Below are 14,675 nucleotides of genomic sequence, written 5' to 3'. Positions count from 1 at the left end.
GAGGGCGAGGACGCCGAGGATGCGGCGTGCTCGGTGCGGTGTGCGGGTGGTGGGGGTGGTGACGGATTCTGTGTCCATCGGGGGTTCCTTTCCGAAACATGTTGATGTGCAGTGCCAGTGGATGTACGAGGCGGGGGCTATTTGTCTTGAATGCGGCTCACCTCCCAGCCGTCGGGGCCGCGCCGCAGGATCATCGCGACGACCCTCTCGCTCACCGGTGCAACTTCGATGCGATGAGTGAGGTTGTACGACCGGTATGCCGTCGAATCGGTTTGTGGGGGAACGGGTTCGTCGTCGGCGACGAGGTCGGGGGTCAGGACCGCGCCGCGCGCTGCCCAGTCCAGCCATTGCGCGCCGGGGCTCGATTGCGCTGTGGTGGAGGTGATCTCGCGCGCGTAGTCGGATGTGAGCAGCGGTGCGGTGCGGGCTGCGGCATCGTTGGGTCCGGCGTCGGCGGCGGTGTTCCAGGTGAACCAGACCGTCAAGGCCGCGGTGGCCACCGAGTCCGGGTCCTGGCGGTCCACCCCGGCCGCGATGTCGGGCAGCGTGGTCGCGGCCGGCGCCGGGGTGCGGGTGGGATCGCTGCCGCTCGGCGGGGGCGTACCCGGTGTCCACTGCTGCGCCGGGATCGACGGGGCATCGGTGTTGGCGCTGCCGGTGTCCTGGCCACCGCACGCGGTGAGAACCGCTGCGGCGACGAGCAATCCGGTCAGGGCGGTGCGGGTGGTTCTCATCCGAATCTCCGTGCTGTCAGGCCGCTCGCGGGCGGGGTCCAGTCCGATACCTTCACGACGTCGCCGGACTGCGGTGCCTCGACGACCTTGTTTCCGCCGAGCCAGATGAAGATGTGGCCCGAGTGGGGTTGGATGATGTCGCCGGGAGCGAGCTCGCCGGGGGTGGCTATCACGCGGCCGCGGCTGTCGGCGATCTGCGCCGAGTCCTGGTGGGGGAGCAGGATCGCGCCGCCCGAGGCTTGCGCGACGGCGTAGAGGACCAGTCCTGAGCAGTCGAAGCCGACCTTGTCGAAGTCGCCGATCATGTCCGCGCGGCCGCCGTCGTCGCTGACCCCGCGGGTGGGTCCGTTGCGGTCGCCTCCGCCCCAGGCGTAGGTGGTGCCGAGCCAGCGCATCGCGGCCGCGACGACGTTCTGACCGAACGGGCCACCGGGGACGATGCCCGGTGYCGAGCCAGCGCATCGCGGCCGCGACGACGTTCTGACCGAACGGGCCACCGGGGACGATGCCCGGTGTGGCCTGGGGGACGGCGACGGAGAACGCTTCTGCTGCGCGGCGGGGAATCTTCGCGACGTAGTCGAGGGTTTCGGTGTTCTGGCACACCCGGCCCTGCGAGAGGGTCGCACCGGGCCCGCAGTTGTACATCGACAGGTACAACTCGGTCAGGTCGCCGCTGACCTTGCCGGCGGCGAGCGAGTCCGTGGCGATGCCCGCCAGCTCGCAGTCGTAGGCGGCTTGGCTCATCACCGCGTCGGCGATGCTGCGGGTGTCCTTGCGTCCGTCTCCATCACCGTCGACGCCTTTCGCCGCCCACGTGGCAGGCATGAACTGCGCAGGGCCGTCCGCGCCCGATCCTGCGTTGTGGGCGTTGACGTCGAAGCCGCCCTCTTGTTCGAGCTGCGCGGCGACGACCGGGGCGGTGACCTCGGGGCACACGGTGCCGGCCTTGACGATCCACGGCTCGAAGTCCGCCGGCACCGAGCCGGGCCGCAGCCCGGTCGACCCGGCCGGGACTCCGCAGCCGGGTTTGATCGCGGCGGCGAGTTTGACCGATCGACTCGATACGCCCTGCGCCGCGGCAGTGGTGGTCGGGGTCGCGGCCGTGGTGCCGGCCGGGGCTGCTGCGAGGACGTCCGCGGTGGCGGTCGGTGCGGTGGCGCCGGCGGCGGCGAGCCAGGCCACGGGATCGACCGGGCTCGATCCGGATGCGAGGCGCGTGCCGGGCCAGACCTCGAAGTGCAGGTGCGGCCCGGTGGATTGACCGGCGTTGCCGACGGCGCCGATCGGGTCACCGGCTTTGACGGTCTGTCCCGCGGTCACCCCGACGCCGTCGTCGTTCATGTGGCCGTAGACCGTCGAGAGCGACTGTCCGTCGACGGTGGTGTCGATGATGATCCAGTTGCCGAACCCGCTGGCGTGTTCGGCCTTGACGACCGTGCCGTCGGTGGCCGCGTAGATCGGGGTTCCGATCGGGGCGGAGTAGTCCTGGCCCTGGTGTCCTTCGGCGTCGCCGGTGACCGGGTTCGTGCGGGTACCGAAACCGCTCGTGGCCTGATACGTGCCTTCACGCAGCGGCATCACCACTGTTCCCGAGTGCGGAACCACCACGGCCGTGCCGGCAGGCAGGCAGGTGCCTTCGTCGACCTGCGGTGTGCGATCGCCCGAGAGGACACCGAACATGCCGATCGCCGCGACGGCGGCGATCAGCAACAGGCTCAGAGCGCCCGCACTGCCCTTGCTGCCCTGCTGTGATGCTGCCATCGGTGCATGTCCTCACGAATCGAAAGATGATCAGTGCCCGCCCGGACACCTGTGGTGGTACGCGTAGTTCGGTTGTTTTGCCGTAGTTTTCGGCTGCTCTGCGTCATGCCCGCCCGGCTGCAGAGCCTGCTCGGTGGCCGCCGGTCAGGCCCCGATCTTCTGGGTGAAGAAGTCGATGAGCCATTGCAGGGCGCTGCGGCCGGTGGAGTCGACCTTGAAGTCGCCGTAGGACTGGTGCGCACCGGAGGCGAAGAACGTTGCGGCGTCGATACCGGCACCGACCAGCTCGGCGGCATCGCCGGCACTCGGTGACGAGGCCAGAGAGACGAGACTGCCTGCCAGCCCCGCGAAATCGCCGGTGGAGGCTTGCTGGCCGATCGCCGCGGACTGTCCGGTGACCTGGGTCTGAGCGCCGAGCTGGTCGGGGCTGGTCTTGGAGGATCCGGTGAGCACTCCGACCGCAACCGAGGCGAGATCGAGCCCGATGGGCAGCAGCTCGGCGGCGGCCGCGAGGTTGCCGGTTTCGAGGATCTTCCACGCGACTTCCTGAATAGCGCCGACATCGTTGGCCAGGCGGATCACGTCGACGTTGCCGAGCAAGCTCAGCACCAGGGAGGCGATCTGCGCCGAGCCGCTGGGGTCGGGGATCATCGCCACCAACGCCGCCAGGGTGTGCAGGTCCACTCCTGCGGCCATTTTCACGATCGGTGCGAACCGGTTGTTGAGGTCTCCGGCGATCTTGTGCGATCCCGCGACGTCGAGAGCGGCGACCTTCTGCGGCAACGCGATCAGGTTGTCGACGATGCCTTGGTAGTCCAGGCTCGTGAAGCCGGTCGCGACGTTGACGACCTGGTTGACCACTGTCTTCGGTTTGAGCAGCGAGAGCACCTGAGTTGCCGAGGTCAGCGCGTCCGGGGACACGGACTGCAACGGTGCGACCTGCCCGGTGAGCGTTGCGGCCGTATCGGTCAGGCCTGCGGTGGTGCCGGTTCCGCCCAGTACCGACGAGGCGGTGTCGGCGATCGAGGTCGCTGTGCTCAGGACTGCGGGAATGTCGATCTGGTCCAGTGCGTCGAGCACCGTCGAGGTCTTCGCCTCCGGTGATCCTTCCGGTGCGGTGTCGAGAGTCGAGCGGATGCCGGGGTTCGAGGCGATCACCGACTGCACGTCGGCGACCGGTTCGAGGGTGTTGAGCAACGATGTCGCCGAGGCCCCGACGCTGGCGACCTGCGACTGAGTGCGGTTGGTTCCCACCGAGTCGGGCAGGGTGGCCACCCGCTCCCCGAGAGTCGATGCGGTGTTCGCGGCACCGGCCAGATCGACGCGGGAGAAGTCCGAGACCAGCGACGACGAGAAATCGCTGACCCCTCCGGCCTGTGTCGGCGTCGTTCTAGGCTGTGTCCCGGCACCGGTCACACCGCCCTGCGCGGTCGTCGACGGCACTGCGGTACTCGACGCTGCCGGGGTTGACCCGGTTCCGGCCTGTCCACCGGTGGTGCCCGGGTCGACGGGCTTGTTCGCCAGGACCTTGCCCAGGCCCGCGAGCAGACCGTCCTTGCCGGCGTTCGTCGAGCAGTACAGGTCCGTGGGATTGCAGAGCTGTTTGACCACCGGGGCGAGAGAGCCGAAGCCTTCGGGCCGGACCCCGCCGATGCCCTGACCGTCGACCTTCGGCCCGACGACGGTGCCGCCGGCGGTGCCCTGGTGCGGATCGGCGACCAGACCGACGCCGAGAATCCGCGCCGCGGGAACGACACCGCGGCCGTTGCCGATCTCGGCGGCGACGTCGCCGGCGGCGTCCGCGCCTTGGGAGTAGCCCGAGAGCAGGAACTTCGATGTCGCGCACGCCGAGGTGAGGATGTTGTTGATGGCGCTCTTGCCGGTTTCCTTGCTGTCGGCGTAGGTGCGGCCCTTGTCGAACGCCGACGCCGCGTACGCCGGGTAGTAGACCTCGATGTCGTTGCCGTACTTCTGTTTCAGGGCGTTGCCGACGGTGGCGAGCATCCCGACCGGGGTGGACGGATTCGCCGCGGCGTTGGTCTCCCACGTACCCGGGGCCATGATCGCGACGTACTTCGCGCACGAGGTCGCCGCCGTCGCCGCCGGTGCGGCGTGTGCGGGGACGGTGCCCGCGGCCAGGACCACCGCGGAGACGACGACGGTCAGCGCCGACAGTGTCCGGCGTTGTCGTCGCCGCGGGGTCGGTCATGGTGTTCTCCTCGTGTGCTCGAGCGGGGTGGGGACGGGTCAGGCTCCGCGACGGTCGCGGCTGCGCCGCTCCCACTGCGAGAGCTGCGGGGGTGATGCGCTGTCGGGCTGGCGGTTCACCGGCTGCGGCGAGTACGGATCGGTGAACTGATAGACCGCGCCGGCTCGTGCCGCGGCGACGTTGTCGGCGACCAGGGCGGTGACATTGGTGTAGGCCTCGATCGTGGCGGGCGGGAGGTCCTTGTAGACGATCCGATCGCCGCGGGCGAGAGCTGATTCGTACGGGGCCTGAATGAAATTGCTGTCCTGGACACCGAGATTGCGCAGGTCCTCGAAGACCGCCGACGCCAACTGCGGGTTGGAATCCTGTGTTGCACAGGTCACGACGATCGTCGACGCCAGCAAGTGTCCGTAGCCGCGGGCGATGATGCCCTCGAGCATCTGATAGACCTGCCGGGCGATGTCGAGGCGTAGCGGGAGCGGAACGACCAGGGCATCGGAATGCTGTACGGCCCACTGCCAGCTCTCGGCCAAGGGATTGGCGGCGGTGTCGATGACGATCAGGTCCCGGTGTCGGCGCAGCACTGCCATCACCGCGGCGCATTCGTCCCACCCCAGGTTGCGCTCACGGTCGGCCGAATTGTCCGCCGCGAGAATGTCTTCCATCGTCGGTTGACGCCGCAGGAACGCATTGAGCGATCCCGACACCGCCGACGAGGACGCCAGCTCGTGTGCATGGTCGAGCAGATCCCATACCGTSAGCTCCGGATCGGTGGTGCGGGCGGCGCGATCGCCGAGACTGCCKAGYGATTCGCTGGCGTCGAACACTGTCACCCCGTGGCCACGGTGCTTGCCGAACGTCGAACCGAGCATCACCGATGTCGGAGTTTTGCCCGCTCCGCCCTTGGGATTGATGACCGAGACCACCGAACATCCGGGAAGTGGCTGCTGCACAACGCGAATCGACTGACGCAGTCTGACTTCGGCCGATGTGGGCTTGGGCTTGAGATGAGTTCCCAGGGCGGCGTTGATCCGGCCCCTCAGCCCTGCTTCGGCGGGCTCGGCGGTCGGGTCTTCCTCCTGGCGGTCGAACAGTCGTGCTCGGTAGAACGCTGCGGGGTCGACATCGGGTGTCTCGACCGCGGCGAGTGCGTCCTGCCCGACGCCGTACGGGTCCGGTGCGGTGTCGTCGGCCGACTCGTCTGCAGGCGCTTCGTCCGGTTCGGCTTCGGGTCGGCGCAGGCGCTGAGCGCGGAGGTTGACGGTGTCCTCGGCTTCGTACCCGGCGACGGGGTTGTCGGCGTCTGGGCGCGGGTGCTGTTCGGCCATCAGCCGACCTCCGCTTGATCGTCGACGAGCAGATCGGAGAGCCGGATGGCCTGCCACGGACGGTGCCCGGGAACCTCGCACCACACGGTGGCCGGGTTCTCGTCGTCGATGTCGAGGCGTTCGAGGTGCACTCCGTAGCGCGCGGCAAGAGCTGCGAGCCGGGTGCCGTCTAGGTGCGGGTTGGAGATATGCAGAATCAGCCGGATCGCGGGGGCGTCGAGCTCTTCGCATAGCTTGCCGGCGAGAAAGGTTGCCTTGCCGGCTGCCGAGTCGTCGGCCGAGGTCTGATCGCCCTGCCGGAACACTGCGTCCTTGGCGTGAAATGTTCCGCACCAGGCTGTTTCGTCACCGTCGCCGACCACGGCGAAGCTGCCGCGCTCATCGCCTGCGGCGTAGAGTTCGACCAGCGGTGCGGCGGTGGCCGCGGAGGCGACCGCGTCGGTGACCTTTTCGGCTTCGCTGGCGCGCAATCCGTCGTAGTCGAGGTCGAGCTGCTTGTAGAGCTCTCGTTTGATCTTCTGCCACATCGACCAGTCGGCCAGCCCGGACTTTTCGGCCCATGCGCGGATCTCGCGGGCGCTCGACGCCTCGAGGGTCTCGCTTGCCTGTCGTACTGCGGTGGCGGCCTCGGCCCATTCGCTCGCTGCATCGCTCATGTCCTGGCGTTCCTTTCGTCGTGGCTGTTCGCCGCGGTGCTGCGGGGATCTCGCGCTGTGGCGGCGGTGGGTGATCACGCTTGCTCGATGGCGGCGATGACGTAGCGACCGTCGACCTGGTCGGTGGTGATCCGTTGGCGGTACTGCGTCCCCGGCCCGCCCGGGCCGCTCTCGGTGAGGGTCAGGGTGTAGGAACCGGTGCGCAGCGGGTCGATATCGAGGCAGTAGGTGGTGCCGACCGGGACGGTAGCGATACCTGCGTCGAGATTGGCTTCGACGGTGAACGGGGCACTCGCCGGGGCGTTCGGTGACACCAGAGCGTGCGCGGCCGCGCCCGATCGCTGGACGTAGTAGGCGTGCTCGAACGCCGCGATGACCCCGGGTCCGCTGTTCTGATCACCGGTCGGCATCGAGCAATCCGGCCCGGCCGCAACGGTTGTCGTCGCTGAGGGGGATGTTGCATTCGTGTCGGTGGCTGGTGTGTCCGGCTCCGAGTCGCCACCGCTGAGCAACACAGCGGCGGCGACAGCCACGAACACGACAGCAGCCCCGACTGCCCCGACCGCGCGTCGGCGCGATCGCGGCACACGGGGCGAGCTCGACGGCACCCCTGATCGGGCTGGGCCGGTGGCACTGGCAATCGGAGATGTCGTCGAACGGCGAATCATCTGGATGTGTCCCTTCCTGGCTGGTTCAACTAGCTGGCTGTAGGGCGAATCAGGCGGGTGCGAACGCCGCCTCTACGCCGCCGAGAGCGGCAGTGGCCTGATCGACCAGAGGAGCTGCAGCCGACTGCACCGTCTCGACGGTCTGAGCCACCTGCGGCTGTTCGAGGGCCTTCGAGGTAAAGCCCTGCACTGCCGAGGCGGCCGGTGCGGTCCACGCCGACGCCGCGTCGACGGCCTTGTCGACGATCGGAGCCGCGTTCTGGACTGCGGTGTCGGCCGCCGCGAGAACCTGTCGGCCGTTCGGGTCGGTAGCGAGAGTGTCGCGAACCTGCCCGATGGGGCCGGGGAGATCTACTGTCGCGGCCGGGGGGATCGTCGGGACGCTGTCGGCAGCCGGGGGAACCACCGCCGGGGCGGGGGCCGGCTCTTCGATGATCTGCTGCTCGCCGCCGAGCACGGTGGCACCGAGGATGCCGCCGATGGCAGCGCCTGCGCCGGTCAGGCCCAGCACGATCGGTGCCGACAGTGCTGCACCGACGCCTGCTCCGGCAAGTGCGGCTGCGCCGGGGATGAAGACCCAACCCACCGGTCCTCCCCAGATGACAGCACCGGTGCCGGTGGTAGCGGCGACTCCGAGTCCGCCGCCGATAGCAGCAGCGGTGCCGGTGATCACTGTGGCCGGGACCACCGATGCCGCGAGGCCGACAGCGCCACCGGTGATGACACCGGTCGCGGTACCCGCTGCGATCCGGTCGGCGCGGGGCGCGTCGGCGAATCCGTTGTCCACGAGCCAGTTTCCGCCATCGGCTTGTATCGCCTGCAACGTGTTGTTGGTACGTGTGAGCAGGTTCTGGTCGACGATGTTGGTATCGACCGGCACCAACGTGCCGCCGGCGATGAAGGTTCCGGACGGGGCCTCGATCGGGGCGATGACCTTGCGCTGCACCGTCGGGACCGGCGGCGGGGGCGGCGGAGTCGCCTGCAGCGCCGGGGGTGCTTCGCTCGGGGCGGCCTGCGGAGCGGGGGCTTCGTGGTAGGTGTTCTGGTAGTTCGAGGACTGCTGGTTCCCGGCCAGGTAGTCGTCGTAGCTACGCGACGGGGTTTGCTGCACCCGAGGTGAAGGCTGGTAGCCGTCCAAGTACTCACGCGGTTTCGGAGCTGGCGGCGGCGGGGTGGCCGGTGCCGTCTGCGGTGTGCTCGTGACCCCCGGTTGTGATCCTCGAGGACTGGTCACTCCCGGCTGCGATGGTGCAGCCTGCGCGGGAGCGGCCTGCATGGTCAGGCCGGCGATCGTCACCGCGGCCACGGCGGGCAGCGATTTGATCACCCGCCTTCGCGTCTTAGATGAGCGGTGGTGTCCGGTGCCCTGTGATGCTGGCATTGGTGTCGATCCCTTCTTGGTGCGACCCGGCGATCGGGTCGTGCTGGTGAATGCGGTTGCGGAGCAACCGTTCTGGCGACAATTGGTTTAGGTAAGGCGGTCGAGAGAAGTGGATGGGTGCGTGTGATCCATACGTTGTGGGCCAGTCGCACGCACCCATCACGTGCTTGAGCTCAGAGCCAGCCGAAGGCCACCGACCAGAACCAAGGCTGCTGAAAAATCCACATCAGGTATCGGAATCCTTTCTGTGCGAACGGGTGTGAGTTCGAGGGGTGATGTCCCGGCGGGGCCGCGCAGCGCTGAACATGATGAAATGCGCTCACTGCGCGACCCTCGCGCCGGTCCACCGGTCGAGCTGCAGGGCGCGGGGGGAGCTCCTGCAGCTCACGAGTGGGACTATCAGCGACAGCCCACTCGGGTCGGGTTGCAGTCCGAACAGGCAGGTCTACGGCTTGCGGGTAGGAATGGACCGCTCGTTGCAGGATCTGGATGGACCCCACTCGGCCAGCAGGGCTCCGTCGTCACCGATGTACTGGTGGCGACCGGAATGCCCATGGTCGAGCGAGCATGCAATCAAGTCCCCATGTGTCCGATTAACGACGACTGACGGACAGAATTGATTCACTGAGAGGGGATTTGGCACCATCGCATCCTGTGCGGCACTCACTTTGATTCGCCCCCGTAACCTCGGCGAAAGCGGCGATGTCGAGTGAATGCACCTGCCGTCGCACCTCGTCCGTGATGGCCCAACGCTGCACTTCGGCGAACGTAAACGCAGGGCTCAGCTGTCGACGGCAATTGAGGTGCAGCAACGGCGGACGCGAACATATGGAACTCCCGACAGGAATGATCGGACGGATTCGGTGAACAGACCGTCCTGATGTCCCGCGCTACAAGCAGTGCCGAGATAGACAAGCACCGAGGATTCCCTTTTGGGCGCGCATCAGGACTGTAGAACAAATTCGATACACCGCGCAATCGGTTCAGCTTCGCGTAGCTCAGCATGGAGTGGTGCATGTTTGCAACGGTAGCGCGCAACTATAAAACGCACAAGAGTTCATGGGCGTCGTCGATCGAGGAAGATGGGACTGTCTTGAAGGGTCGACAGGGAGTTGGGATAGTGCCGCGAAGCGGAGTCCGTGGGTTTCGCGCCGACCGGTTGCGGGAGCTACGGGTACGTGCGGGGTTCAGTGCTGACGACCTTGCGGCGAAAGTGGGCGCGACCAGACAGGCAGTGTCGACCTGGGAGACGGGGCGTTCGACGCCTCCGCCCGCGACGCTCGGCCGAATTGCGAACGCCCTGCACACGTCGGTCGCGGCTCTGGTGCCGATCCCGGAGTCTCAGCTCAAATTGTCCGACCTGAGGGTGTATGCCGCGCTGTCGCAGGGCGACGCTGCGCAGCTGCTCGGGATGTCGACCACCGTCCTCGCCGACATCGAACGTGGGCGCAAGCCCGAGAACGAGGAGCGCATCGAGTCGTTCTCCAAAGCGTATGGGGTGTCGGCTCGGACGGTGGCGGCTGCGTGGAGTCGAACGCGCGATGCCCGCACGACACGCGCACAGTCCCTGTAAAGGACGCAACTAAAAAACGCACTCGTTGCGTAAGCGCCTCGGCCGCTTGCAGTCCGCAACAGTCTCTGTGAGTCCGTGGGGATCCGCCAGATTATTTACTCCTCGCACAATTCGGTCAGAGTGACGAGTGCGGCCGTGGTGTGCTGATCGAGTGAAACTAGAACCGCGTCGACTGTCATTGGCTTCCAATGTCCGTCAAGAGTTCTGAAGCGAAGCACGCCGTTGGTGCGTTCGCGTGCGAGTGCGTTCGACATTTGCTTGGCAATCGGGATGTCGTCCGGATGAATCGCCGGTACTGGTTCGTCGGGAAGGTTTTCCCAGCAGATATTCGGTGCAGGTTCAGAGTTGTACCAGCGCAACAAGTTAAGTGTTCTGAGGTTGACCAGTGCGCGGTACTCGCCCTCCTTGGTGGAAGCCTCCAGAACGCGATGCTCGAGAATCGTAGGTGGGGGAGCGATGTTGATTTTCCCTGCGGGGCCGATGTCGTGGGTGATACCCCTCAGGATGACTTCGGTGCCCGAAGCCCTGTCTTCGGCAATCATCCGGCACGAGAAGTGTGCGGCCCGAAGTTCACCGTCGTCCCGCCTCACTGTCCAGACTGCTTGGTGAGTGGTGCCCGGCGCTGATTGCACGATCTTGGCCATTGCTTCGCTCTCGTCACGGTTGGTGACAAGTCGCGTGAATGCGCCCGCGAGTGCACGCTGGGTCTCGCGCTCGTCTTGTGGAACGCGGTAAAGGTCNCTCACTGTCCAGACTGCTTGGTGAGTGGTGCCCGGCGCTGATTGCACGATCTTGGCCATTGCTTCGCTCTCGTCACGGTTGGTGACAAGTCGCGTGAATGCGCCCGCGAGTGCACGCTGGGTCTCGCGCTCGTCTTGCGGAACGCGGTAAAGGTCGAGTAGATCGTTACTACCGCTTGCTGTGCTCTTCGTAAGGTTGAACTGCCATGCTCCCGCGGCATCTCGTGGAGGCGGAGACTCGTCGCGCTGGCCGAGCCACACCCATGCGCCATGTGTGCGACCCGCGAAGGTTTGCAGCGGTTCGGCCAATACTCGCCTGAATCGGTCTTTAGATCGCCGATCCACTACGGCACCTGTGGAAAGCGCCTCCGCTACCGCGGACACTGCCTCTTCGCGGCTGGTGGAGCTCCGGAGAACTTTACGAGGTGGAACAAAGGATTTGGGCGAAGACCCAACTCCAATCACGGACGGCTCCGTGTCTCCGAACGTCTCTATCAGGATCCAGCTATTAGACATGATGACCGACCCCCGCAGGTCTGGTGAGAGAATTGTCTGTTGGTGACGGCTTGTCAGCGCCGCCGCAGTGCTTGGAGCGCAGGTAGCAGTTGTTGGTAGTGAGCGCCGAGCACGCGCGTTGTTACCTCGATGAGGCGGGCGTCATTGCCTACCGTCACCTGTGACTTTCCCTTCCATGCACCCGCAATGATCCTCTGGGCGGCCTCTTTAGGGGTGGTTCGGGCTATGTGGCTGTCGAAAAAATCGGCCGTCCGCGCGCGATCAACGCCGGGTGCCGCCCGTGCCGTCCACGCGATCGATGTCTTGAGTCCGCCGGAGATGACGCATGTCGCACGCGCTGTTCGTGACGTCAGTCGCAGTTCTTGGTTGAGGGCCTCAGTGAAGCCTCGGACGGCGAATTTCGAGGAGTTGTAAGCCGAGTAGCCCGGTGCGGACATGACCCCAAACGCGGATGACACGTTGACGATTCGGCCTCGACGCGACTTCAAGATGTCCGGAAGGAAAGCACGAGAGCTGTTCACGACGCTCTCGAAGTTGGTTGCCATCACAAGATCGAAGTCAGCTGGGGGAGTGTCGATGACATCGCCGCTATAGAGAATGCCTGCGACGTTGAAGACTGCATCGATACCGCCCAATGCTGAGCGTGAAGTTGCTGCCCACGACATGATTTCGCCCCGGTCGGCCACGTCGACTTGAGTCGCGCGCGCGACTGCGTTCATAGCAGCACATCGGGACTGTGTATCCAGCAGTGCATCGTAATTGTTGTCCGCGAGAGCAAGTGACCAGTTCTGGCCCGCGAGCTGCAACGCAATTTCGCGGCCGACCCCGGAACCTGCGCCGGTGATCGCTGCTCTCCATTCCCCCGGCATCTAACCGCGCCTCCCACACCTCGCTGCCCTTGGTAACTAGGCACAGTAACGAATTGTCTGCGGGCACGCTAGCAACCAGCTGGTCTGTATTGCAGTTAGTGCTGAAGGCTCAGTTGGTGGAGCCGATCTTGCGCTCAAATAGATGGCCACCGTGACGTGCAACGGTCGATTTGGTGGGCGCGGGCCGCGGCGGATCGACGGCAATTCCGTCGTGCTGGTCGATCACGAAGTGCACCTCCTGCGTGAGGCGGACTGGTTCATCGCGATCCGACCTGGCTCCGGCAGCGAGGGAGGCACCGTTCTCGCAGAGTGAACGCTGCATGACATCGTCGCCGATTCGTCGTCGCTCATCGGTGGATTCCTCGATGGCACCGAACCGATCCGGGTGCGCGAACCCGTTGCTTCCGACCGGCTCTTCGACCACGGCCGGATCCGCCTGGCCACACACGAGCTGCACACGGTGCACGCACTCGACGTCGAATTTCCCAAAGGCCGGCTCAGTGCCGTCACAGGCGTATCCGGGTCAGGCAAGACCACCCTGGTACTGGAAAGCATGGTACCCGCGTTGCAAGCCGCGGCAGCGGGCGAACAGCTGCCATCGCACGTCATGTCGACGGAACCCTCGGGCATCGAGCGCGTCGATGTCGTCGATGCCACGCCCCTCGGCACCAACGTTCGGTCGACTTGTCGCCATCTACAGTGGAGTACTCGACGACCTGCGCCGTGTCTACGCCGGCCTCGACGAGTCGAAATGCCGTGGCCTCAGCGCCTCCGACTTCTCGTAAACAGGTCCCGAAATCGGCGAGCAGCGCCTCGAAATCGCTAGACTTTTCGCGCGCTCACTTCGACGCCCGCCGCCCGCAGCCGGGTGATGAGCGCGTCGCCGATTCCCGTTGCGGGAGTGAGCACTCCGCCGCCGATACCGGGGAGCTCGTCGCGATTCAGAGCGAGAGCGAGAGCGGACTCGCCGAGCATGACGGCCGTCGCCTTGTACCCCGGATCACCCTTCATTTTGAAACGTGAGACGTAGTGCTCGCCGGTCGTGGTGGTGGTGTAGATGTCTACCGTGAAATGGCCTTTCCGCTGGGACCTTTCGCTCGGACCCTGACCCGGCTTCGGCAACAACTTGTCGAGAACGAATCGTGTCGGCTTGAAGGCCAAGCCTGCGAAAACGGCCCTCAGTCCCGCCGCGATCCCCCCCGCCACGATTGGTGACAGCGGCGAGGATCCGACGCTCATCACTTCGCTGTACTTGAACGTCTTTCCGTACGCGTATCCGAGAAGCGAGTTGGAGCGCCGAACGACACGAGAGTTGTAGGGGGCCATGATGAACGGTGCCTTGTATCCCTTCAACGACGGATGAATACTCGCCCCCTTCACGATCGGCGCGTCGTTCTGCCGACCGAGATCGGGTTCGATCGACCGGTCAGGACTGAGGGAGTACGGACTCAGAACGACCGAGCGGGCCTTCTCGTCGCCGGCCATGTCGTCGATCTGCGTGCGGAACGAGTCGATGGTACCGCCGCTCATGCCCCCCCTCATAGACGTGAGCACGTACGTGGTGTCGGTGAGCTCACCGGCACCGTCGGCGCTGACCTTCTCGTACAACGCGTACACACCGATGTCCGACGGGATCGAATCGAAGCCACACGAATGAACGATCCGGGCGCCGGTGGACCGGGCCAGTTCGTGATTTTCGTCGGCGCTCTCGCGTGCGAAGAGCACTTCACCGGTGAGGTCGACGTAATCCGTCCCCGCCGTGGCACAGGCATGGGCCAGCGCCTTGCCGTACTTCGCGTAGGGACCGACAGTGGTCAGAACCACATGCGCCTTTGCTGCGAGAGCGTCGAGGGCAACCGAGTCGTCCGCCTCGGCGACCAGAATCGGCCAGTCTGCAGCCGTGACACCGAGAGTGGAACGAACCGCCACCAACTTGCTCTGCGATCGTCCGGCCAGGGCGATCCGTGTGCCTTCGGGCGCGGCGTCGGAAAGGTGTTTGGCGACAAGTGACCCAACGAAGCCGCTGGCCCCGCAGACAATCATGTCGTAGTCACGAACACGCTGTTCACGGTTTCGAGACGACGGATAACGAGGATCGGTCGGGCTCATCGGGGGTTTCCTTCCGTCTGGGCTGGCGTCGATGCCAGTCCCGCCAGCACGATGTGTCTGGCTTGTTCGAGGCACTGCTCGACATCTGCGGCAGTGAGGGTTGCTCCACTCGGGCCGAGTACGAGCCCGGC

The 14,675-nt window shown here is 65.8% G+C and carries 12 protein-coding genes and 1 pseudogene; 1 reads left to right on the top strand and 12 read right to left on the bottom strand.

The window, feature by feature from the left end; translation table 11 throughout:
* Positions 1-730: 730 nt before the first annotated feature.
* From ASG84_RS28295 to ASG84_RS18610, 7 genes and pseudogenes are all read right to left on the bottom strand, one after another.
* Positions 731-1,129, bottom strand: a complete 399-nt coding sequence (locus tag ASG84_RS28295) for a C40 family peptidase (protein ID WP_235581734.1) — start codon at positions 1,127-1,129, stop codon at positions 731-733.
* A 391-nt stretch (positions 1,130-1,520) separates the two neighbouring features.
* Positions 1,521-2,312: pseudogene (locus tag ASG84_RS28290) on the bottom strand (peptidoglycan DD-metalloendopeptidase family protein); the annotation flags it as partial.
* Between the two features lie 327 nt (positions 2,313-2,639).
* Positions 2,640-4,640, bottom strand: a complete 2,001-nt coding sequence (locus tag ASG84_RS18630; protein WP_235581732.1) for a cutinase family protein — start codon at positions 4,638-4,640, stop codon at positions 2,640-2,642.
* Between the two features lie 102 nt (positions 4,641-4,742).
* A complete protein-coding gene (locus tag ASG84_RS18625; RefSeq protein WP_057478522.1) occupies positions 4,743-6,032 on the bottom strand; it encodes a MinD/ParA family ATP-binding protein in 1,290 nt (429 codons plus the stop codon).
* On the bottom strand, positions 6,032-6,688 hold the full coding sequence (locus ASG84_RS18620) for a hypothetical protein (RefSeq protein ID WP_057478521.1): 657 nt from the start codon (positions 6,686-6,688) through the stop codon (positions 6,032-6,034). The genes ASG84_RS18625 and ASG84_RS18620 overlap by 1 nt, the downstream gene beginning before the upstream one ends.
* Positions 6,689-6,762: 74 nt before the next feature.
* Positions 6,763-7,221: a hypothetical protein gene (locus ASG84_RS18615; RefSeq protein ID WP_235581731.1), complete on the bottom strand. Its 459-nt coding sequence runs from the start codon at positions 7,219-7,221 to the stop codon at positions 6,763-6,765.
* 184 nt (positions 7,222-7,405) lie between these two features.
* A complete protein-coding gene (locus ASG84_RS18610; RefSeq protein WP_235581730.1) occupies positions 7,406-8,737 on the bottom strand; it encodes a hypothetical protein in 1,332 nt (443 codons plus the stop codon).
* Positions 8,738-9,857: 1,120 nt separating this feature from the next.
* Between ASG84_RS18610 and ASG84_RS18605 the strand changes: the two genes are divergently transcribed.
* Positions 9,858-10,310 (top strand): helix-turn-helix transcriptional regulator, encoded by a 453-nt coding sequence (locus tag ASG84_RS18605; RefSeq protein WP_057478519.1) that lies wholly within the window; start codon positions 9,858-9,860, stop codon positions 10,308-10,310.
* 95 nt (positions 10,311-10,405) lie between these two features.
* Here ASG84_RS18605 and ASG84_RS27120 read toward each other — a convergent pair whose 3' ends face one another.
* The 5 genes from ASG84_RS27120 to ASG84_RS18585 form a co-directional block, all read right to left on the bottom strand.
* Positions 10,406-10,954, bottom strand: coding sequence for a hypothetical protein (locus ASG84_RS27120; protein WP_200936625.1), 549 nt, complete (start codon positions 10,952-10,954; stop codon positions 10,406-10,408).
* Positions 10,955-11,051: 97 nt separating this feature from the next.
* The coding region (locus tag ASG84_RS27815; protein WP_235581733.1) for a GAF domain-containing protein at positions 11,052-11,566 on the bottom strand (515 nt) is incomplete at its 3' end.
* Between the two features lie 53 nt (positions 11,567-11,619).
* Positions 11,620-12,435: an SDR family NAD(P)-dependent oxidoreductase gene (locus ASG84_RS18595; RefSeq protein ID WP_057478517.1), complete on the bottom strand. Its 816-nt coding sequence runs from the start codon at positions 12,433-12,435 to the stop codon at positions 11,620-11,622.
* 109 nt (positions 12,436-12,544) lie between these two features.
* The gene (locus ASG84_RS18590; RefSeq protein WP_156399596.1) at positions 12,545-12,901 is read right to left on the bottom strand and encodes a hypothetical protein; all 357 of its coding nucleotides are present in this window, start codon (positions 12,899-12,901) and stop codon (positions 12,545-12,547) included.
* Positions 12,902-13,257: 356 nt separating this feature from the next.
* Positions 13,258-14,544: a saccharopine dehydrogenase family protein gene (locus ASG84_RS18585; RefSeq protein ID WP_057478515.1), complete on the bottom strand. Its 1,287-nt coding sequence runs from the start codon at positions 14,542-14,544 to the stop codon at positions 13,258-13,260.
* Between the last annotated feature and the right edge of the window lie 131 nt (positions 14,545-14,675).

This window comes from Rhodococcus sp. Leaf278 (assembly GCF_001426085.1).
Classification (GTDB): domain Bacteria; phylum Actinomycetota; class Actinomycetes; order Mycobacteriales; family Mycobacteriaceae; genus Rhodococcoides.
Note: the sequence above shows the minus strand (reverse complement) of the source record. Positions and strands in the feature narration are given on the sequence as shown.